The organism is Solidesulfovibrio magneticus RS-1 (genome assembly GCF_000010665.1).
GTDB classification, from domain to species: domain Bacteria; phylum Desulfobacterota; class Desulfovibrionia; order Desulfovibrionales; family Desulfovibrionaceae; genus Solidesulfovibrio; species Solidesulfovibrio magneticus.
In genome coordinates, this window is sequence record NC_012796.1 from 3,011,368 (window position 1) to 3,031,180 (window position 19,813).

Annotated in this window: 19 protein-coding genes; 3 read left to right on the plus strand and 16 right to left on the minus strand. The window is 65.4% G+C overall.

What is annotated here, in order from left to right:
* Positions 1-48 precede the first annotated feature (48 nt).
* The 6 genes from DMR_RS12885 to DMR_RS12910 form a co-directional block, all read right to left on the minus strand.
* The gene (locus DMR_RS12885) at positions 49-645 is read right to left on the minus strand and encodes an O-methyltransferase (protein WP_015861356.1); all 597 of its coding nucleotides are present in this window, start codon (positions 643-645) and stop codon (positions 49-51) included.
* A 30-nt stretch (positions 646-675) separates the two neighbouring features.
* On the minus strand, positions 676-1,131 hold the full coding sequence (locus DMR_RS12890) for a flagellar basal body-associated FliL family protein (protein ID WP_015861357.1): 456 nt from the start codon (positions 1,129-1,131) through the stop codon (positions 676-678).
* 170 nt (positions 1,132-1,301) lie between these two features.
* Entirely contained in the window at positions 1,302-3,476 is a 2,175-nt protein-coding gene (locus DMR_RS12895; protein ID WP_015861358.1) for a malate synthase G, read from the minus strand.
* A gap of 122 nt (positions 3,477-3,598) precedes the next feature.
* A complete protein-coding gene (locus tag DMR_RS12900) occupies positions 3,599-4,219 on the minus strand; it encodes a nitroreductase family protein (RefSeq protein WP_015861359.1) in 621 nt (206 codons plus the stop codon).
* Positions 4,220-4,336: 117 nt separating this feature from the next.
* Positions 4,337-5,098: a TlyA family RNA methyltransferase gene (locus DMR_RS12905; protein ID WP_015861360.1), complete on the minus strand. Its 762-nt coding sequence runs from the start codon at positions 5,096-5,098 to the stop codon at positions 4,337-4,339.
* Positions 5,099-5,161: 63 nt separating this feature from the next.
* Positions 5,162-6,499, minus strand: coding sequence for a sigma-54 interaction domain-containing protein (locus tag DMR_RS12910; RefSeq protein WP_015861361.1), 1,338 nt, complete (start codon positions 6,497-6,499; stop codon positions 5,162-5,164).
* Positions 6,500-6,733: 234 nt separating this feature from the next.
* Between DMR_RS12910 and DMR_RS12915 the strand changes: the two genes are divergently transcribed.
* On the plus strand, positions 6,734-7,300 hold the full coding sequence (locus DMR_RS12915; protein WP_043600656.1) for a hypothetical protein: 567 nt from the start codon (positions 6,734-6,736) through the stop codon (positions 7,298-7,300).
* A gap of 563 nt (positions 7,301-7,863) precedes the next feature.
* On the opposite strand, the gene thrC is transcribed toward DMR_RS12915, so the two are convergent.
* The 7 genes from thrC to rpsF all read right to left on the minus strand — a co-directional run bounded on the left by thrC (position 7,864) and on the right by rpsF (position 13,955).
* Positions 7,864-9,315, minus strand: coding sequence for a threonine synthase (gene thrC, locus DMR_RS12920; protein WP_015861363.1), 1,452 nt, complete (start codon positions 9,313-9,315; stop codon positions 7,864-7,866).
* A gap of 116 nt (positions 9,316-9,431) precedes the next feature.
* A complete protein-coding gene (locus DMR_RS12925; protein WP_015861364.1) occupies positions 9,432-9,938 on the minus strand; it encodes a DUF456 domain-containing protein in 507 nt (168 codons plus the stop codon).
* A complete protein-coding gene (locus DMR_RS12930; RefSeq protein ID WP_015861365.1) occupies positions 9,935-11,236 on the minus strand; it encodes a phenylacetate--CoA ligase family protein in 1,302 nt (433 codons plus the stop codon). The genes DMR_RS12925 and DMR_RS12930 overlap by 4 nt, the downstream gene beginning before the upstream one ends.
* A 178-nt stretch (positions 11,237-11,414) precedes the next feature.
* Complete coding sequence (gene dnaB / locus DMR_RS12935) at positions 11,415-12,869, minus strand: replicative DNA helicase (protein WP_015861366.1); 1,455 nt, start codon at positions 12,867-12,869, stop codon at positions 11,415-11,417.
* On the minus strand, positions 12,841-13,374 hold the full coding sequence (rplI, locus tag DMR_RS12940; RefSeq protein ID WP_015861367.1) for a 50S ribosomal protein L9: 534 nt from the start codon (positions 13,372-13,374) through the stop codon (positions 12,841-12,843). The genes dnaB and rplI overlap by 29 nt, the downstream gene beginning before the upstream one ends.
* Positions 13,375-13,386: 12 nt before the next feature.
* A complete protein-coding gene (rpsR, locus tag DMR_RS12945; protein WP_006921086.1) occupies positions 13,387-13,644 on the minus strand; it encodes a 30S ribosomal protein S18 in 258 nt (85 codons plus the stop codon).
* A gap of 2 nt (positions 13,645-13,646) precedes the next feature.
* Positions 13,647-13,955 (minus strand): 30S ribosomal protein S6, encoded by a 309-nt coding sequence (gene rpsF / locus DMR_RS12950; protein ID WP_006921087.1) that lies wholly within the window; start codon positions 13,953-13,955, stop codon positions 13,647-13,649.
* A gap of 239 nt (positions 13,956-14,194) precedes the next feature.
* Between rpsF and DMR_RS12955 the strand changes: the two genes are divergently transcribed.
* Positions 14,195-16,210, plus strand: a complete 2,016-nt coding sequence (locus DMR_RS12955; RefSeq protein ID WP_043600659.1) for a SpoIIE family protein phosphatase — start codon at positions 14,195-14,197, stop codon at positions 16,208-16,210.
* An 89-nt stretch (positions 16,211-16,299) separates the two neighbouring features.
* Here DMR_RS12955 and DMR_RS12960 read toward each other — a convergent pair whose 3' ends face one another.
* The gene (locus tag DMR_RS12960; RefSeq protein WP_015861369.1) at positions 16,300-17,082 is read right to left on the minus strand and encodes a nitroreductase family protein; all 783 of its coding nucleotides are present in this window, start codon (positions 17,080-17,082) and stop codon (positions 16,300-16,302) included.
* A 239-nt stretch (positions 17,083-17,321) separates the two neighbouring features.
* On the opposite strand from DMR_RS12960, the gene DMR_RS12965 reads away from it, so the two are divergent.
* A complete protein-coding gene (locus DMR_RS12965) occupies positions 17,322-17,723 on the plus strand; it encodes a response regulator (protein WP_015861370.1) in 402 nt (133 codons plus the stop codon).
* 118 nt (positions 17,724-17,841) lie between these two features.
* On the opposite strand, the gene hflC is transcribed toward DMR_RS12965, so the two are convergent.
* Together hflC and hflK are read right to left on the minus strand one after the other, a co-directional pair.
* Complete coding sequence (hflC, locus tag DMR_RS12970) at positions 17,842-18,690, minus strand: protease modulator HflC (RefSeq protein ID WP_015861371.1); 849 nt, start codon at positions 18,688-18,690, stop codon at positions 17,842-17,844.
* A complete protein-coding gene (hflK, locus tag DMR_RS12975) occupies positions 18,687-19,799 on the minus strand; it encodes an FtsH protease activity modulator HflK (RefSeq protein ID WP_015861372.1) in 1,113 nt (370 codons plus the stop codon). Before hflK ends, hflC begins: the two co-directional genes overlap by 4 nt.
* Between the last annotated feature and the right edge of the window lie 14 nt (positions 19,800-19,813).

Consider the following 19,813-nt stretch of genomic DNA (forward strand, 5'->3'; position numbering starts at 1 on the left):
TGCAAACAAAGGCCAAGCGCTGCCTTTTGTTACATTTTCTCTCCTGAGCTAAACCCGGGTGCGCCGGGCCGTGAGCACGCCGGAGCCAATGGGCACGATCACGGCGTCAAATCGGGGATCGGCCAGCACGGCCTCGACCACGCCCGGGATCTCGGCGGCGTGGCTGATGACGTTGTCGGCGGCCACGATGCCGCCGGGAACCAGCCGCGAGGCCAGCAGTTCCAGGCACGGAGCCAGGACGTCACGGTTGGCGTCCACGAAAGCGAACGCGACGCCGTCCAGGCCGGCCACGATTTCCAGGGCATCCCCTTCGGCCAGGCAGACCAGCTCGGAGGAGTCCGTGATCTCCAGGGTCTGGCGGGCCAGCTCCAGCTTATCCGGGTCGCGGTCGATGGACAGCAGCGTATCCCCCCGCTCGCGGCAGGCCAGGGACAGCCACAACGCGGAATAGCCGGCGCTGGTCCCGACTTCGATCAGCCTGCCGGCCGGGGCCGAGGCGGCCAGGATGGCCAGGTAACGGCCGGTCTCGGGCGGCACCTGGCGCAGCCGCTGCCCATGGGGCGTGCCGTCGGTGCGGTCGGCGGCGTCCATGGCTTCCAGTTCGGCCATGCGGGCCAGCATGGCCGGCGTGAGTCCGTGAAACATCCCTTGCCCCCCGTTGCGGCCACGGCCGCGTTATTGGAAAACAAACTCGCCGAAATAGATGTTTTTCACCTTGCCCGGACCGGCGTACTTGGTGAACAGGTCCATGAGCTCCTTGCGCAGGATCATCTTGCCGGAATTGGTGAGCAGATCCTCGGCCAGCTTGTTGGACAGCATAAGGACGAGATCCTCCCGGGCATCGGCCTTGTAGAGGCGCTCGGCCGAAGGATCGTCGACGCACTCCACGATCATCTCCAGGCGCATAAACCGGTAGCCTTTTTTGCTCAGGATATTGACGGTCATCGGCCCGATGGTGATGACGCCGTTTTCCACTTTTCCGGGTTCTTTCTTCTCTTTCTTTTCTTCTTTTTTCTCTTGTTTCTTGGCTTCGCCGTCGCCGTGGCCGCCGCCTGAAGAGGCCGACAGGGCCTGGGGCAAGGCCAGAAAAAGGGCCAGGATCAGGGCAAGTCCAATCGCACTGCGTCGCATGAGCGCTCCATGAAACCTGGCCCGGCCGTAGGGGACGGCCGGGCCGTTGTTATTGCTTTTCCCGCCGAGTTTCGCGTCCGCCCTAAGCGCCTATGGCGTTTGGTCGGCAACGAACCCAAACCATGTACTGTTCTTCATAAATACCAGCGTAGTTATGAAGGGGCGCGACACTAGCCCCGGGCCTTGGCCTGGCGGCGGCGGGCGGTGAGGATGGGTTCGGTGTAGCCATTTGGCTGGTTGATCCCTTCGAAAATCAGCTCCCGGGCGGCCTGGAAGGCCAGGGAGTTCTCCAAGTCGGCGGCCATGGGCCGGTAAGCCGGGTCCAGGGCGTTTTGGCGGTCGACCACGGCGGCCATGCGCGCCAGCGTCGCCTCCACCTCCTCGGGCGTGCACAGACCATGGCGCAGCCAGTTGGCCAGATGCTGGCTGGAGATGCGCAGCGTGGCCCGGTCTTCCATGAGGCCCACGTCGTCGAGGTCCGGGACCTTGGAGCAGCCGATGCCCTGGTCCACCCAGCGCGAGACGTAGCCGAGGATGCTTTGGCAATTGGTCTCGATCTCCCGCTTCTTGTCCTCGGGGGAAGGCGCTTCACCAGCCGGCAACACCGGCAATTTGAGCAGATCGAGGCGGTTGGCCGGCGTGCGCCCGGCCAGTTCGCGCTGGCGGGCGAAGACGTCCACGGCGTGGTAGTGCATGGCGTGGAGCGTAGCCGCCGTGGGCGAAGGCACCCAGGCGCAGTTGGCTCCGGCCTTGGGATGGTCGATCTTGGCCGCCACCATCTCGGCCATACGGTCCGGTTTGGCCCACATGCCCTTGCCGATCTGCCCCTTGCCGGAAAAGCCGCAGCTAAGGCCCACGTCCACGTTGCCGTCCTCGTAGGCGGCCATCCAGGCCTGGGAGCGCATGGCGTTCTTGCCGACCACCGGTCCGGCCTCCATGACCGTGTGAATCTCGTCGCCGGTGCGGTCTAAAAAGCCCGTGTTGATGAAAATGATGCGGTCCTTGGCGGCGCGCACACATTCCTTGAGATTGAGCGACGTGCGCCGCTCCTCGTCCATGATCCCGATTTTGAGCGTGCGCGGCGGCATGGAAAGCGCCCGCTCCACCCGCTCGAAAATTTCACAGGCAAAAGCGACTTCCTCGGGGCCGTGCATCTTGGGTTTGACGATGTAGACGCTGCCATGGCGGGAATTGCGTTTCCTGCCCAGGTCACGCTGGTCGTGCAGAGCCACGGCGGCGGTGGCCAGGGCGTCGAGGAAGCCTTCGGGAATCTCCTCCCCGGCCGCGTCCAGCACGGCGTCGGTGGTCATGAGGTGCCCCACGTTTCGCACAAGCATGAGGCTGCGGCCGGGCAGCACGAGCTTCCCGCCGTCCGGGGCGGTGAAGGTCTTGTCGTCGGCCATGGCCCGGGCCAAAGTCTTGCCGCCCTTTTCAAAGGTCGCTTCCAGCTCGCCCCGGAATAGCCCCAGCAGGTTGCGGTAGGCCTGGGCCTTGTCCGGGCCGTCCACCACGGCCACGGAATCCTCGCAGTCAAGGATGGTGGTCAGGGCCGATTCCAGGACCACGTCCTTGAGGCCCGAAGGGCTGGCCGCGCCCACGGGATGGGAGCGGTCGAAACGCAGTTCGATGTGCAGGCCGTTTTTGACCAGCGCCACGGCCGTTGGGGCCTTGGCCGGGCCGGCGTAGCCGGCGAACTGGTCGAGGCGGGCCAGACCCGTCATACGGCCGTCGGCGAAGGTGACGGTCAGGACGCCGTCAAGGACGGCGTAGGCGGTCACGTCGGCGTGGCGGCCAAAGGCCAGAGGCACGGCCATGTCCAAAAATGAGGCGGCGTAGGCGACGACGGCCGCGCCGCGCCCGGGATTGTAGCCCGGCCCCTTGGCCGCGCCGCCGGTCTCGGGAATGACGTCCGTGCCGTAGAGCGCGTCGTAGAGGCTGCCCCAGCGGGCGTTGACGGCGTTGACGGCGTAGCGGGCGTTGGTGATGGGCACGACCAACTGCGGCCCGGCGATAGTGGCGATCTCGGGATCAACGCCGGTGGTTTCTATGGCAAAATCAGGGCCTTCGGGCAGCAGGTAGCCGATGCCGGTCAGGAAACAGTCGTAGGCGTCGCCGTCGTGGGGCTGGCCGTGGCGTTCCTTGTGCCAGACGTCGATGGCGGCCTGCATGACGTCGCGTTTGGCCAGCAAAGCGCGGTTTTTGGGGCCAAGCTCGGCCACCAGCCCGGCCAGGGCGGCAAAAAAGGCCTCGGCGGCGATGCCGGTGGCGGGCAGGATTTCCCCCGCGAAAACATCATATAGGGTCTTTTCGACGGACAGGCCGGCAACGGCCACGCGCTCGGTCATGGGGCACTCCTTGGTACTGCCTGGCCTCCCCGGGAACCGGGAGGCTGGCCGGCAGTGTACGAGATTTGCCAAGGAGTGCAACGGGAAGCGGCGCTTCGCTGCTTCCCGCAAGCAACAAATCGTTATTTCAGGACAATTTCTTCCAAACTCTTGCGCTTTCGCGGATAGACCACCGGCTCGTCGGGCCGTCCCACGGCCAGCAGGTTGACCACCCGCCAACCGGCCGGAAGCCCCAGCTTCGCCTTGATGTTGGCCTCGTCAAACATGCCGATCCAACACGTGCCAAGCCCCATCTCCGTCGCCCGCAGCATCATAAACGACACGGCCAGGGCCACGTTCATGGCGCAGGCACCGAACTTGGCCGCCTCTTCCTTGGCCGCCTCGCGGGCCACGTAGGCGTCGATGCCGTCCATGGGTTCGCCGTCGATGATCTTATTGTCGCGGTAGAAAAAGGCGGCCGACTGGGAATCCTTGACATAGTGTTCAAGGTCGGCGCAGCAAACGATGATGGCCGGCACCTCGGCGAGCCAGGCCTGCTTGCGGCTGGCCTGGCTGGTCCCGAACCAGGCCAGGTTGGCCGGATCGGTGACGACCTTAAAGCGCCAGGGCTGAGAATTGAGGCTGGAGGGGGCATTGCGGCCGGCTTCCAGCAGTTCGTGGAGCTGCTCGCTGGTCAGCGGTTCCTTGGCAAAAGCGCGCACGCTGTGGCGCGCCGCGATGGCGTCTTTGACGGACATGGACATGGGGCGTCCTCCTGTGTTTTCCCGTTACTACACGTCTAGCTGGGCAACCATGGGATACGCCGGACGGCGATAGTCTGTCCGATTTCCGCTTCTTTGGCGGCGGCGTCAAGCAGGACTTCACCCCGCCGGCCGGTCAAAGACCGCCAGATACTCCTGATTGCCCTTGGGGCCCTTGACCTTGGACGGGATCACGCCGCGAAGCGTCAACCCGAGCTCGTCGCGGGCAAAGCCCACTACCGCCTCCACCGCTTCCTGCTGAAAGGCTTCCTCGCGCACTACGCCGCCCTTGCCGATCTTGTCCGGCGACACCTCGAACTGCGGCTTTACCAGCGCCGCCACGAAACCGCCCGGCTTCAAAAAACGCAGACAGGACGGCAAGACCTTGGTCAGCGAGATAAACGACACATCGGCCACCACCACGTCCACCGGCTCGGGGAGCAGATCGGCCGGGGCATGGCGCAGGTTGACGTTCTCCATGGACACGACGCGCGCGTCGGCCCGCAGCTTTTCATGGAGCTGGGCCGTGCCCACGTCCACGGCGTAGACCCTTGTCGCGCCGTGCTGGAGCAGACAGTCGGTGAACCCGCCCGTGGACGCCCCGGCGTCCAGGGCCACAAGCCCGGTGACGTCCAGGCCGAAGGCCTCCATGGCCGTTTCGAGCTTGCCCCCGCCCCGGCTGACGTAACGTTCGCCCTGCTTGAGCACAAACACGGTCTCGGCCCCGAACATGCGCCCGGGCTTGTCCACCGGCGTCTCGCGGCCGCCTGGATCAATGAACAGCACCTGGCCGGCCATAATGAGCCGCTTGGCCCGCTCCGGGTCGTCCGCCAGCCCCTGGTCGCAGACAAGCTGGTCGGCCCGGGCCTTTATTTTCGCCATGCCGCGCCTCCCGAAAAATCCAACGGACGCGATCCGCGTCCGCCAGCGACCCCAAAAGACGCGTTAATCGTCCGCATCGCGACGCCCCAAAATCCGGCGCAAGGTGTCCTTGGAAATGCCCAGTTCACGGCAGGCGGCGTTGCGGTTGCCGCCATGGCGCTCCACCGCGTCGCTGGCCGCCTGGAAGCGGATTTCGGCCATGGTGCGCCCGCACCGGGACGGACAGGCCCCGGCCTCGCCGCGCAGATGTTCCGGCAGGTGACACAGTTCGATGGTCTGGCCCTGGCAGAGGATCGCCGCGTATTCGATGATGTTTTCCAGTTCCCGGATGTTGCCCGGATAGTCGTGGCGCATAAGCCTCGCCATGGCCTCGGGGCTGACCGTCTCGATGTTCTTGCTGACGGCCATGCGGCAACGGCCAAGGAGGCGCTCGGTCAACAGCGGCACGTCGTCCAATCGGTCGCGCAGGGCCGGGATGCGGATGACCACCACGCTTAACCGGTAAAACAGATCCTGGCGGAAGGTCCCCTCGGCCACCATGCGTCCCAGGTCGCGGTTGGTGGCGGCCACCACCCGCACGTCGGCCGGCACGGTCTCCACGCCCCCCAGGGGCTCGAAGGCGCGTTCCTGCAAGGCGCGCAAAATCTTGGCCTGCATGGCGTAGGGCAGATCGCCGATCTCGTCGAGAAACAGCGTGCCGGCCTCTGCCAGGGCGAACCGGCCGGGCTTGTCCTTGCGGGCGTCGGTGAACGCCCCGGACTTGTAGCCAAAAAGCTCGGACTCCATGAGCTGCTCGGGCAGGGCTCCGCAGTTGACGGCCACGAACGGCCCGCCATGGCGCTGGGACAGCTTGTGGATGGCCCGGGCGAAAAGCTCCTTGCCCGTGCCGGACTCGCCAAGGAGCAACACGGTGGAGTCGCTCTGGGCGATTTGCGGCAACATCCGCACGATCTCCGACAGTTGGGGATCGCGCGTGCCGAAGTCGTCCAAGGGTTGCAAGCCGGCCAAGCGGCTGACGAAGCCGCCGCCCGAGAGATCACGAAAAACCTGCACCCCGCCGATGACCGTGCCGCCCATGGCCCAGATGGGCGCGGCGCTGATGCTGACCGGCACTTCCGGACAGCCCGTGCGCTTTAAGGTCACGATGCGGTTGGCGATGGCCCGCGCCTCGTCCATGCTCTGGCGCAACACGCAGACCGTGCGGCAGTTCCTCACGCCAAACACCTCGCGGCAGGTGCGGCCTATGGCTTCTTCCGGGGCGCAACGCGCCACCTCGGCGGCGGCCAGGTTGCAGTAGCGGACGATGAAATCACGGTCCACGGCGAACACGGCGTCCGCCACGTTTTCCAAGGCAAAAGCGCTGGCTTCGTCGCCGGGAAAGGGATCAAGGGGTCTTTTCATGGGATGGGGGTTCTCCGCGCCGGCGGGCCGAGCGCGGCCGGAGTGTGCTTCGGAAGCCGTTTGGGGTCAACCAAAACGGACGCAAAAATCGTCCAACAGGGTCACCAAACCCCCTGGGGAACTTTTAACAAACTAAAAATAAAAGGAAAAATATTCGGCACGAAAAGTGCTTTTTTTCTCAAACAAACGGGCAAGCACTGCATCACCCGAAATACTCTCCCAAGGAGTCCCCATATGAACCTGACCCTGACCATCTCCGGCGCCTGCTGCGATCTGGCCCTTCATCCGGTGAACGCCGAAACCGCCGCCCGCGTCTGCATGCTCGGCGACAACCTCTACAAGACCAACTCCATCGAGTGGTGGCGCGCCAACAGTAACAACACCTGCGGCATGCGCCTGACCGCCGATGCGCGCATCGAAGCCGCCCTGGACGGCGCTTCCGTGGCCTTTGACATCTCCCGCATGAGCGCGTCCGCCGCCTTGCTCACCCAGCGGCCCTTCCTGGAGAGTCCGGAAAAGAGCCTGTGCCTGCTCGGTTACGACGACGAGGCCTGCTCGCGCACCTGGACCTGGCGCAACGTCACCGACTACGACATGAGCCGCTTCGAATTTTTCGTCCAGCGCTGGGACGCCATCCTCGGCGTGGCCGACTACCTCGTCATCGACGACGTCTGCTACGACGGCCGGCCGGCCGATGAAGCCGTCTGGGGCGAAAGCGAAGGCTTCACCTTCCGCACGCCGCTCATCGTGCCCGCCAGCGCCGCCCGAGAACTCGCCGCGGCGCCGCGACGCGCCGCGTAGCGGCGAAGGGAGAACGCCTCCGGCGGCCAGGAGAGGCGCTGCCTCTCCTGGACCTCTCCGCTGGGGGCCTAAGGCCCCCAGACCCCCATCCTGGGGAACTGATTAAGGGGTTTCGACGTCAGCCGATGGTTAGTGTGGTCCAGGCGACATACGCGACAGCCATCGCCAACGCATACGCAACGCTCTTCCCGCGCTGGCGGGCGGGCAACCGCCCTCCTCCCGCCCGCCAGCGCCGCCGGTCCCTGCCATGTCGCCGGCCGCCAATACCGACGCCGGCCTGGAGAAGGTCCCCTCTCCAGGCCGGCGTTATGTTGTGAATCGCGAAGGAAAGAGGACTCCGGCGGCCGGGGGCCTGAGGCCCCCGGACCCCCCGCATGGGGAAAGGGGGCGGCTGCGCCGCAGGGCGACAAACGGTTCCTGCTCGTTCTTCCTGGAATCTTCCTGTTTGGGGGCGCGTTTTTCGCCAGGTTCCTCCTGGCGAAAAACGCGCCCCCTAACTGGGAGGGTCCGGGAGGGGGTAACCCCCTCCCGGCCGCCGGAGGCATCTTCTTCTTACGTTCTCATCATTTACGCGCCAGGCCCAAGCTTTCGACAATGGCCGAGGCGGCCTTGGCGGTGTAGTCTTCGGGAGTGAGCGCCGCCTTGTCGGCGTCGGTCATGATGGAGCGCGGCCGGTTGACGTACTTGGGGTCGGCCTTGACGCCGTAGGCGGCGGGGAAGCTGTCCTCGAAGTACATTTCCTGGAAGCCGATGAATTTGAGGTGGTGGGCGGTGGCGTCGAGGATGGCTTCTTCGGAGGCTTCGATGAGCCCAAGCTCCTTGGCCTTTTGCAGGCCGGCCAGGCATTCGCCGCCCTGGGTGCAGCTGATGTGGCCGTGGCGGTTGGCCAGAAGCATGCCTTCGACGATGGCCTGCTCGGTGACCTGCACCACCTGGAAGCTGCCGGGGCCGCCGATCTTTTCGTATTCCTTGGCGAAATGGGCCACGCGCGGAAACGAAACCGGGTTGCCGATCATGGCCGCCTGGGCGGCGCTGGGGGTGACGGGCACGGCCCTAAACTCGCGCTTGGCCGGATCGGCCTCATCATAATACTGGAAAACCGGGTCGGCGTGGTGGGACTGCACACCGAAGATGCGCGGCAGGGAGCGGATGATGCCGAGCTTTTTGAGCTTTAAAAAGCCGCCCATGATGGCCGTGACGTTGCCGGCGTTGCCGATGGGCACGAACACGCATTTGCGGTAGGTGTCCCAGCCGTACCACTGGGCCACTTCGAAGGCGTAGGATTCCTGGCCGAGGATGCGCCAGGCGTTTTTGGAATTGAGCAGCGCCACGCGGTAGTTGTCGGCCAGATGCTCGACGACCTTCATGCAATCGTCAAAGACGCCGGGCACTTCGATGACCGTGGCCCCGCTGCCCAGGGGCTGGGCCAACTGCTGGGGGGTCACCTTGCCCTTGGGCAGGATGACCACGGACTTGATGGGGCCGCCGACATAGGCGGCGTAGAGCGCGGCGGCGGCCGAGGTGTCGCCGGTGGAGGCGCACACGGTCAGCACCGAATCCCAGCCATTGACCCGCACCAGATGTTTCAAATAGCTGAACGCGCAGGCCATGCCCCGGTCCTTGAAGGAGGCGCTGGGGTTTTGGCCGTCGTTTTTATAGGCGAACGGCACGCCGACCAGCTCGGCCAGGGCGGCGTTGGCGGCAACGATGGGCGTGTGGCCCTCGCCCAGGTAGACGATGTCCTGTTCCTCCATGACCGGGGCCATGAGTTCGTAGAACCGCAGCACGCCGCGCAGGGCCGTGGAACGCGACGAGGCGCGCTTGTCGAAAAGCCCCTGCCAGTAGCTGGCCGGGTATTCGAGGAGGCTGTCGAAGGTGGTGTCTTCGAGCAGGAACACGCCGCCGCAATGGGGGCAGGTGTAGTAGAGTTCGCGGATGTCGAACCGGGCCTGGCAGCCCAGGCAGACGTACTCCATCTTGCCCCGGTATTTGGGAAAATCGCTCGTCGTGATCATGGCGCTCCCTGCGCTTTATCCGCTTCCCCTTCGGAGCGGAAGGCCGTTAGGACGTAATGCTTCGCAAAAACGATCTTGTGGTCACCTGCAACAATGGCCGAACCGGGCGGCCAGCCTCAGGCCGGCCAGAGTTCCCGGGCGCTGGCCGTCCACATGACGACGCCGCAGGCCACTTTGGCCGTGAGGCCAAAGACCTTGCCGTACAGGGCTCCCAGGGCGGCGCGCCGGGCCTCGGCGTCGTCGCGGCCATGCAGCCGCTCGAACATATAACAGCCGAAAAACGCCCCGGCAACGGCCCCGAAAAGAGCCCCAAGGCCCAGGAAAAACGGCGCGCCGCACAGCGCCCCGCCAAAGGCTCCCAGAAAGCCGCCCAGGTTGCCCTTGCCGCTGGCTCCGTAGCGTTTGGCCCCGAAAAGCTGGGCAAAGAGTTCCACCGCCTCGCCAGCCAGGGCCACGCACACGAGCAGGGCGTAAAACCCAAATCCCAGGTGCAACTCCGGGTGGAACATGTCCCACAGGATGACCAGGCCCAAAAGCGCCCAGTTTCCCGGCAAGCCAAAGACGTGGAGCGTCAGGCAGCCGAGCAGGACCAGGAGGAAAACGGCCAGGGCGACAAGGCTCACGCCCCGCTCTCCCGCTTGTCCACCACCCGCGAGGCCTTGCCCTCGGTCTTGGGCAAGCTGTTGCGCTCCACCAGCTCCACCTTGGGCGTGACCAGAATCTCGTCGCGAAGCCGGGCGGCGATGCGTTTTTGCAAGGCCCCGAGCTGGCGCATGTCCTCGACGAAGAACTCGTCGCGAATTTCCACCCGCACCCGGATGTTGTCGATGTAGCCGTCGCGCTCCAGCACGATCTGGTAGTCCTGGCCCACCTCGGGCATGGCCATGAGCACCCGCTCGATCTGCATGGGGAAGATGTTGACGCCCTTTATGATGAGCATGTCATCGCAGCGGCCGTGCAAGCGGTCGATACGGCGATGGGCCCGGCCGCAGGGGCACTGTCCGGGCAGGAAACGGGTCATGTCCCGGGTGCGGTAGCGGATGACGGGCATGCCTTCGCGGCCAAGGGTGGTCATGACCAGTTCGCCGAGTTCACCCTCGGCCACCGGCTCGCCCGTGGCCGGATCGACGATCTCGGCCAGGTAGGCGTCCTCCCAGACATGCATCCCGTTTTGCTCCTGGCACTCGAAGGCCACACCCGGCCCGTTCATTTCGGATAGGCCGTAGGAGTTGTAGGCCTTGATGCCGTAGAGTTCCTGGAGGCGACCCCGGGCTTCTTCCGTATAGGGTTCGGCCCCGACGAGCGCGATGCGCAGGGGCAGGTCGCGGGGATCAAGGCCGATCTCGGCGAAGATGGAATGCAGATACAGGGCATAGGACGGGATGATGTGGATGCCCGTGACCTTGAAGTCGGTGAGGAGCTTGATCTGGCGGTGGCTGTTGCCGGCCCCGGCCGGAATGGTCAGGCAGCCGAGCTTTTCCGCGCCGTAGTGGATGCCAAGACCGCCAGTGAAAAGCCCGTAGCCGGACATGTTCTGGAAAACGTCGGTGCGCCGCAAGCCCACCATGTACATGCAGCGGGCCATGAGCGAGGCCCACCAGTCCAGGTCTTTTTGGGTGTGGTAGATGACGGTCGGCGTGCCGGTGGTGCCGGAGGAGGCGTGCATCCGCACCATTTCGCTGTGCGGCAGGGCCAACATGCCGTCGGGGTAGCTGTCGCGCAGGTCCTGCTTGGTGGTAAACGGGATGCGGCCCACGTCGTCCAGGGAGTGGACGGATTCGGGATCAAACCCGGCCTCGGCGAAACGGCGGGCGTAGAACGGCGATTTGGCGGCCTGGGCCAGGGAACGGCGCAGCCGGCCGATCTGCAGTTGGGCTATCTCGGGCCGGGAAAGGGCCTCGGCGGCATCGTAGCAATCCACGACATCTCCTTGCTGGCGAATGTGGGGAGGGACCCCCTTTTTGAAAAAAGGGGGTCTCTCCCCACACCCCTCCTCCCCTAAAAACTTTCCACGGGAGGGTTAAGTGACTTGTGTTGTGCCTTCGAGGCTATACCCTCGGCAGGGCACGGGTTCAAGGGTCGCGGGAGGAGAAAAAGACTCAGCCCATGCCGAATTCGGACGGGGGCGGGATGTCGGAGAGGTTCTCGAACGCCGTCGATTCCTTGAGGAACAGCAGCTTCACCATGCCCGTGGGGCCGTTTCGCTGCTTGCCGATGATGACCTCGGCCACGTTGTCCTCGGGGGTGAGCTCTTCCTTTTTCTTATAGGCGGCGGCGCGGTAGAGAAAGATGATGACGTCGGCGTCCTGTTCGATGGCCCCGGATTCGCGCAGGTCGGACATCATGGGGCGTTTGTCGGCGCGCTCCTCGACCTTGCGGTTGAGCTGGGACAGGGCCACCACCGGCACGTGCAGCTCCTTGGCCAGGGCCTTGAGGCTTCGGGAGATGTCGGAAATTTCCTGCTCGCGGGAATCGATGTGGCGCGAGGCGCGCATGAGCTGGAGGTAGTCCACCATGATGAGCCCAAGGCCGTGCTCGGCCTTGAGGCGGCGGCAGCGGGCGCGCAGATCCATGGTGGTGATGGCCGGAGTGTCGTCCACGAAAATGGGCGAGGCGGACAGATGGTTGGCCGCGTCGTAGAGCCGCGACCAGTCCTCGTCGTCAAGGCGCGCCCGGCGCAGCTTGGCCAGATCGACCTTGCCCCAGCAGCACAGCATGCGCTGCATGATCTGCTCCATGGACATTTCCAGGGAAAAAACGGCCGTGGGAATGGCCGACATGGCGGCGGCGCGCATGGCCACGTTCATGGCAAAGGCGGTCTTGCCCATGGACGGGCGGCCGGCCACGATGATGAGATCGGAGGGCTGGAGACCGGCGGTCATCTCGTCGAACTGGTAGTAGCCCGAGGCCACGCCGGTGACGAGTTCCTTGTTCTCCATGCGCTGTTCGATCTGCTCGAACACGTTGTGGATGATGTCCTTGGAGGACTTGAGTCCCTTGGTGGCCTTGGAGTCGGTGATGGAAAAAATGGCCTGCTCGGAGGCGTCGAGCAATTGCTCGGTGGTCTGGGCCCCTTCGTAGCAGCTGCTGATGATGTCCACGGCGGTGCTGATGAGCCGGCGCTGGACGGATTTTTCGCGGACGATCTCGGCGTGGTGGGCGGCGTTGGCGGCCGAGACCGTGGCCGAGGCCAGCTCGGCCAGATAGGCCGGGCCGCCGACCTCGTCGAGCTTGCCCGAGGCGCGCAGGGCTTCGGCCAGGGACACGAGGTCCACCGGGGCGTTGCGCCGGGCCAGATCGAGGATGGCCTGATAGATGAAGCGGTGGGCCGGGGAGTAGAAATCGTCCTCGCCGATGACATCGACGAGATTGAAAAGCGTGGCGTTTTTGAGGAGAATCCCCCCCAAAACCGACTGTTCGGCTTCGAGGTTCTGGGGGGGAACTTTTCGCAGGACGTCGGAAGAGACCCGCTCCAGGGCCTGCCCGGTCAGCGGTTCGCCGCTTCCCGAGCCGGCGGCTCTGGCGTTACGCGGTTTCTTCCGTGGAGTGTCCATCGGCTTCGGCCTGGGCTTCGGCCACCGGAGCGGCTTCGGCGATTTCCTCGTCCTCGGGGCCGCCCTGGCGCACCACCGAGACCTTCACGGAACCGCGCAGCTCGGGCAGGAGCTTCACGGGCACATCGTAGTGTCCCAGCGACCGGATGGGTTCGGCCAGGACGATCTTCTTGCGGTCGATGTCGAAACCGAGTTCGGCCAGCTTGTCGGCGATGATGGCGGTGGTGACGGAGCCGTAGAGCTTGGCGCCTTCGCCCACACGCACTTCGATGACGATGGCGATTTCGGCCAGACGGTCGGCCAGGCCCTTGGCGTCGGCGATCAGGGCGTCACGCTTGGCCTGGAGCTTCTTGCTCTCGTTTTCGAAACGGCGCAGATTGGCTGGCGTGGCCAGCATGGCCAGGCCCTGGGGGATCAGATAGTTGCGGCCGTAGCCGGGCTTGACCGAGACTTTGTCGCCAAGGCGGCCCAGATTTTCCACGTCCGCGCGCAAAATGAGTTCCATGGCTTCCCTACCTTACATCTTCTTCAGGTGTTCGGCGCTGTGCGTGGCCGTGTAGTACAAGAGGGCCATCTGGCGGGCGCGCTTGATCTCAAGGGTCAGGCGACGCTGGCACTTGGCGCAGGTGCCGGTGATGCGCCGGGCGATGATCTTGCCGCGATCCGTGATGAAATCCTTCAGGATGTCCGGACGCTTGTAATCAACGGGCAGGTTTTTGTTGGCGCAAAAACGGCAGAACTTCTTTTTCGGGGTGAACTTTTTCTTAAAGGCCATGGCTAGGCTCCCTCAGGCACGTATTTGTCGGCAAGCTTGACGGTGATGAACTTCATGACGCCGTCGGTGATGCGCACAATGCGTTCGAATTCGGCGATGGCCGTGGCCGGGGCGGCGAATTCGAAACGGGTGTAGTGGCCGCGGGTCTTTTTCTGCACCGGATAGGCCAGATCCTTCATGCCCCACTCGTCAACGCTGAGCATGGTGGTTCCCTGGCGTTCGAGAACACCCTTGAGGTTCTCGACGATCTCCTGCCGATTGTCCGTCGCCAGCTCCGGGGAGAGCAGCAACAAGGCTTCGTACTTCCGCATGGTTCCTCCTTTTGGTCCATGGCCCTTCCTCCGGGACGGTTGTCCTCCGGGAAGAGCAAGGCGAAGGGGAGTCGTTAGTCGTCCGACCCGCTTTTGTCAAGCCCCAGGCGCGAAGACAACGGCCGCGACGCCGACGGCCTTGGCCTCGAAAACGCCGCCTTGCCAAGGCGACCGGCCCCGTCTACATAATCCCACGGCGCGTCCGCGCCAAGCGCCCTTTCCGGGCGGCCGAGGTAGCCATGCGCATCCGCGCCAAACTGCTCATCATCCTGCTGACCTTAGTGCTGCCGCCGCTGGTCGCCGTCAGCTACTACGCCCTGCGCGAGGCCCGACTTCTGGGCGACGAACTGGCGACCCGGGCCGCCCAGTCCTTCAAGCACGCCGCCGAAGCCGAACTGGCGCTCATGGTGGACCTCATCGGCGAGGACGTGGGCGACAACCGGCTGCTGCTCGAACTTGGCCAGACCATGCTGGCCACGGACGCGGCCCGGATTTTGGAATCGCCAGCCCAGCCCCCCGAACCGGGACTTGCGCCGTCGCTGAGCGCCCCGCCCGGCGTGGACGAGGCCCAGACCCGATCATCCGGCGCGCCCCTGCTCCGCCTGGCCCCGACGTTTGCCACCCTGCAAGCCCGGCTTGGCGACAATCTGCTGTGGGCCTACGTCGCCCTGCCGGGCGGCGTCATGGCCACGGCCCCGAGCCATGGCCCCATGCCGGCCGGCTATGACGCCCGCGCCCGCCCCTGGTTCCAGGCGGCCATGCAGGCGGACCACCTCGTCTGGACCATCCTGGTCGATGCCGCCACGGGTCGCCTGACGGCCACGGTTTCCGGTACGGTGCGCGGCCGTGACGGACAGATTCTCGGCGTAGCCGGCGTCGATGCGCCCCTGGAGGCGCTGTTGCCGGAAAGCGATCTGTCGCGCCGCTGGGGCGACGGGGTGCGGGCTTCCTTCGTGCGCCTGGAGGCGGGCCGGCTGGAGCTCATCGGCAACCGCGACTTCCTGGACCCGGCGCTGGGCTGGAAAACGCCGATGACGCCGATGCCCCTGGCCATCGACAACGCCGACGGCCAAGCCGCCCTGGTTGCGGCCATGGAGTCCCATAGACCGGCTTTGGTGGCCCTGTCCGTGGACGGCGAGGACTATTTCGCCGCCCTGCGCCCCTTCACCGAGGCTCCGGCCGGACTGCTTGTGCTGGTGCCACGCCAAGCCGTGCTGCATCAGGCCGATTCGGCCGAGTCGGCCATCCTGGAACGCACCCAGGCCATGATGGCGGTGGTGGCCGGCATCACGCTGCTTGGCGTCGGCGCGGCGGTGGTGCTGGCCTTTTTCGGGTCCAGGGCCGTGACCCGGCCGCTGACCGGGCTGACCGTGGCGGCCGGCAAACTGGCCGAGGGCGACCTCGACGCCCGGGCTCCGGCCGGCGGGCGCGACGAACTGGGGCAGCTCGCGGCGACGTTTAACGCCATGGCCCCCAAGCTGGCCGAACGGATGCGGCTCAAGCAGGACATGCTTTTAGCCAAGGAAGTGCAGCAAAACCTGCTGCCCAAGGCCCCGCCCCATCTGCCGGGCCTGGACATGGCCGGGGCGACCATTTTTTGCGACGAGACCGGCGGCGACTATTTCGATTACCTCGCCTTTGCCGAAGCGCCCCACGGCGGCTGCGACGTCATCATCGGCGACGCCACCGGGCATGGCATCGCGGCGGCGTTGTTCATGGCCACGGGCCGGGCGCTTTTGCGCGGCGGGCAGGGCGTCGGCTGCGGCCCGGCGGCGCTATTAACCCTGGCCAACACGCTGTTGTGGCAGGACACGGCCGATTCCGGGCGCTTCATCACGCTGTATTTCCTGCGTCTGGAGGGCGGCGGTCTGGCCCCGTACGGCCGGCTGACCTGGGCCAGGGCCGGCCACGATCCGGCCATGGTCTACGATCCGGCCACTGACGACTTCGTCGAACTGCTCGGCCCTGGCCTGCCCCTGGGCGTCCTGCCGGACCACGTCTACACCGAGCAAAGCTGTCCGGGCCTGACCCCGGGACAACTGCTGCTCCTGGGCACCGACGGCATCTGGGAGGCGCGCAACACCGGGGACGCCATGTACGGCAAGGACCGGCTGCGGGAAGTGATCCGCCGCCATGCCGGCGGCACGGCGGCCGAGCTGGTGGCGGCCATCCATGCCGACGTAGCCGCTTTTCAGGCCGGCGCGCCCCGGGACGACGACATCACCGTGGTCGCCATCAAAGCGCTACCGATCTAGCCCCCTCCCCCATGTCGGGAGGTCCAGGAGGGGCTGAGCCCCTCCTGGCCGCCGGAGGCCTCTTCATCTTCCTCTTTCTCTACAATAAGTTACAACCACCGCGCCCGCACCGCGTTGCGAGGCGGCACGGCGGCGTAGCGCAGGGCCGGGTAGCCGAGCATGAGTCCGCCTTCGATGACGCAGCCTTGGGGGATGCCCAGGGCCTTGGCCAGGGCGGCGTCGTTGCGGGCGGCCCGCACAAGCAGTCCGGCCCAGCAGGTTCCCAGGCCCCGGGCCACGGCGGCCAGCTCCATGAACGTCAGCGCGATGCCGCAGTCGGCCGCGCCGTAGGGAGCGTCGTCCGGGGCATAGGCCACGGCCAGAGCCGGCGCGCCGCGAAGAAAGGCGTCACGGCCATCGGTCCACATGGCCGAATACTTGGGCCGCGTGCCGGCGGCGGCGAAGTACGCGGCGGTCATGGCCGCCAGATCATGGACCTTGGCCGGGTCGGTGGTGACGCACCAGCCCACTTCCTGGGCGTTGGAGGCGGTGGGGGCAAAGCGGGCCACGTCGAGGAGCGCTTCCATGGTTTCACGGGCCACGGGCGTGTCCTTGTAGGCCCGGATGGACCGGCGGCCGCGCAACATGCCGTCCACGATCTCGGGGTCGGGCCAGTGGCGCAGGGTCTTGGTCATGGCCGCCGGATCGACCCGGCTGATGGTCAGGGCGGATTTGGGGCACACGGCCACGCAATGGCCGCAAGCGATGCACAGTTTTTCCTCGGCGACCACGGGCCGGCCGTCGGCGTCGGCCTCCAGGCAGCCGCTCGGGCAGACGGCGGCGCACAGGCCGTCGGCGTTGCACCGCTCCCTATCGAGGGTCAAAAACTCCATGGCGAACCTCCGGGAAAGCGCCCGCTTGGTCAGCGCAGCGCCAGGATGGAGCCAGGGTATGCCCCTTGGGCGGTTTTGCAAGCAGGCACGGAAAAGTTGCGTGATACCCTGCGGGGTACCGTATCGGCAGGCTGTCGGGGCAACAACAGCGTCCCTGCCGGTAACGATATAACGGGTTTTTTTCTTGAACTATTTTGCTCTTCAACGTAAGTCATCTAAAGGAGTATCTTGGAGGCTTCATGCGTGCTTTGGTAGTGGACGACGATCCGGCCAGCCGGCAGGTGCTGGCGGCCCATCTGGGGGGGGTGGCCGACTGCGTAATGTGCGAGTCGGGCGCTTCGGCCGTGTCGGCCGTGGCCGAGGCCATTGTCGAGGGCCAGCCCTTTGACGTGGTCTTCCTTGACATCATCATGCCCCACATGGACGGACACGAAACGTTGGTGCAGATTCGCGAGACCGAGGAAACCGCCTGTCTGCCGCCCGCCGACCGGGCCAAGGCGGTCATGGTCACCTCCATGGACGACGAGGCCAACACCCTAAACGCCCTGTTCGACGGCCAGGTCGCGGCGTATCTCATCAAGCCGGCCAACCGTTCCCAGCTCCTGGACAAGCTCTCGGTCCTCGGCTTGCTGCCATCCTAGCCGTCCTCCTCCCGCTGCCCTAACGGGCATGCAGCACCGAAACGCGCAGCAATGCAAAACGCCCGGCAGGACCACAGTCCCGCCGGGCGCGCTAGTTTTATCAGCCGTCCCTCGACGGTCAGCGCAGATATTTGAGGAAGGGGCTGTCCGGCGTCAAAAAGAGCCGGCTGTTTTTGGCGAAGGCCTTGTGGTAGGCCTCCAGGCTGCGGGTGAAACCGAAAAAGTCCGGAGACTTGCTCACGGCCTCGGCCCACACGGCAGCAGCTTCGGCGTCGCCCTGGCCGCGCAACACCTCGGCCTGACGTTCGGCTTCGGCCAAAAGCACGGCCCGCTCCTTGTCGGCGCCCGACTTGATCTTCTCCATTTCTTCCCAGCCCTCGGACCGGTAGAGCTTGGCTTGACGCTCGCGCTCGGCCTGCATCCGCCCGTAGATGGCCTGAGCGTTTTCCGGAGGCAGGTCGGTGCGCTTGATGCGCACGTCCACCACTTCGATGCCGTAGGGCGACAACAGCCGCGAGGACTTGGTGGTCACCTCGCCCATGATGACGTCGCGCTTGGTGGAAACGACGTCGAGCAGCGTATATTGGCCCAGGGCCACGCGCAACTCGGCGTAGATGATGTCGTCCAGGCGGGCCGTGGCCCGGGACAGGGTGCGCAGGGTCCGGTAGAACTGCAAGGGGTCGGTGATGCGCCAGCGGGCGTAATTGTCGACCACCAGGTTTTTCTTGTCCAGGGTCAGCACTTCGGCCGTCTTGGCGTCGTATTCCATGAGCCGGGCGTCGAAGTAGACCACGTTTTGCACAAAGGGCAGCTTGAAATGCAGCCCCGGCTTGATGGGGCCGTCCACGGGCTTGCCGAGCTGCAGCACAATGGCCGTCTCGGTCTGATCCACCACGTAGAGAGATTGGGAAACGGCCACGGCCACGAAAAAGGCGACCACGATCCCGATGACAAGCGACGTTTTCACTGGGCGCCTCCCTTGGCCTTGGCCGGTCCCGCGGACGGGCTGGCCGTGGTTTCAGGGGCCTTGTGTCCGGGCCTTACCGCTTCCAGGGGCAAATAGGGCACGGCCTGCCGGGCCGCCTCGTCGCTCATGATGAGCTTGTCCAGCTCGGGGTTGGCCAAAAGCGTTTCCATGCCTTCGATAAAAAGGCGCTGCCGGGTCACGGCCGGGGCCTTGTCGTATTCGGTGCGAAGGGCCGTGAAACGGTCCGCGCCGCCCTTGGCCCGGCGGATGACCTGCTCCCGATAGGCCCCGGCCTCGTTGATGATGGCCGCCGAACGGCCCCGGGCCTTGGGCAGGATGTCGTTGGAATAGGCGTCGGCCTCGTTGATGAAACGGATCTTGTCTTCCCGGGCGCTGGCCACGTCCTTGAAGGCGTCCACCACCTGCTTGGGCGGATGCACGTCCTGAAGCTGCACGGCCACCACTTCCACGCCGCAGTTGTACAGCTGAAGCATGGCCTGAAGCACGCGTTTGGTGTCGTCTTGCACCGTGACCTTGCCCGAGGTGAGCACGGTGTCGATCTTGGCGTCGCCGATGACCTCGCGCATGGCCGCCTCGGCCGCGCTTTTGACGGTTTCGTCCGGCCGGTCCACCTTGAAGAGGTAGTCCACGGGGTTGCTGATCTGATACTGGACGATAAACTGCACATCGACGATGTTTTCATCCCCGGTGAGCATGAGCGATTCCTCGGGAACGGCCCGGGACTGCGTGGTCATGCCGTCGCGGGAGGAGGAACGGAAGCCCACCTCCACCCGGCGCACCTGGGATACTTTCGGGGTCTTTACGGTCTCGATGGGAAACGGTAAATGGTAGTGCGGCCCCGGTCCGGTGGAATAGGCGTAAGCGCCAAAGCGCTGCACCACGCCGGCCTCGTCGGGTTCCACGATGTAGATGCCGCTGGCCGCCCACAACAGCGCCAGGACGCCGATGATGATTTTGGGGCCGCCGGGCAGCCGTTTTTTCATATCCGACAATCTGTCGGCCAGGTCCTCGCCAAGCCGTCCAGGGTCCGGAATCGGAGATCCCTGGCGGCGTTTTTGCTCCGAGAGCTTGTCCCAATCCCAGTTCATCCTGAACGAATAGG

Coding starts and splice junctions, on each gene's coding strand:
- DMR_RS12885 (WP_015861356.1), bottom strand. CDS start 645: ATGTTTCACGGACTCACGCCGGCCATGCTGGCCCGCATGGCCGAACTG.
- DMR_RS12890 (WP_015861357.1), bottom strand. CDS start 1,131: ATGCGACGCAGTGCGATTGGACTTGCCCTGATCCTGGCCCTTTTTCTG.
- DMR_RS12895 (WP_015861358.1), bottom strand. CDS start 3,476: ATGACCGAGCGCGTGGCCGTTGCCGGCCTGTCCGTCGAAAAGACCCTA.
- DMR_RS12900 (WP_015861359.1), bottom strand. CDS start 4,219: ATGTCCATGTCCGTCAAAGACGCCATCGCGGCGCGCCACAGCGTGCGC.
- DMR_RS12905 (WP_015861360.1), bottom strand. CDS start 5,098: ATGGCGAAAATAAAGGCCCGGGCCGACCAGCTTGTCTGCGACCAGGGG.
- DMR_RS12910 (WP_015861361.1), bottom strand. CDS start 6,499: ATGAAAAGACCCCTTGATCCCTTTCCCGGCGACGAAGCCAGCGCTTTT.
- DMR_RS12915 (WP_043600656.1), top strand. CDS start 6,734: ATGAACCTGACCCTGACCATCTCCGGCGCCTGCTGCGATCTGGCCCTT.
- thrC (WP_015861363.1), bottom strand. CDS start 9,315: ATGATCACGACGAGCGATTTTCCCAAATACCGGGGCAAGATGGAGTAC.
- dnaB (WP_015861366.1), bottom strand. CDS start 12,869: ATGGACACTCCACGGAAGAAACCGCGTAACGCCAGAGCCGCCGGCTCG.
- rplI (WP_015861367.1), bottom strand. CDS start 13,374: ATGGAACTCATTTTGCGCGCGGACGTGGAAAATCTGGGCCGCCTTGGC.
- rpsR (WP_006921086.1), bottom strand. CDS start 13,644: ATGGCCTTTAAGAAAAAGTTCACCCCGAAAAAGAAGTTCTGCCGTTTT.
- rpsF (WP_006921087.1), bottom strand. CDS start 13,955: ATGCGGAAGTACGAAGCCTTGTTGCTGCTCTCCCCGGAGCTGGCGACG.
- DMR_RS12955 (WP_043600659.1), top strand. CDS start 14,195: ATGCGCATCCGCGCCAAACTGCTCATCATCCTGCTGACCTTAGTGCTG.
- DMR_RS12960 (WP_015861369.1), bottom strand. CDS start 17,082: ATGGAGTTTTTGACCCTCGATAGGGAGCGGTGCAACGCCGACGGCCTG.
- DMR_RS12965 (WP_015861370.1), top strand. CDS start 17,322: ATGCGTGCTTTGGTAGTGGACGACGATCCGGCCAGCCGGCAGGTGCTG.
- hflK (WP_015861372.1), bottom strand. CDS start 19,799: ATGAACTGGGATTGGGACAAGCTCTCGGAGCAAAAACGCCGCCAGGGA.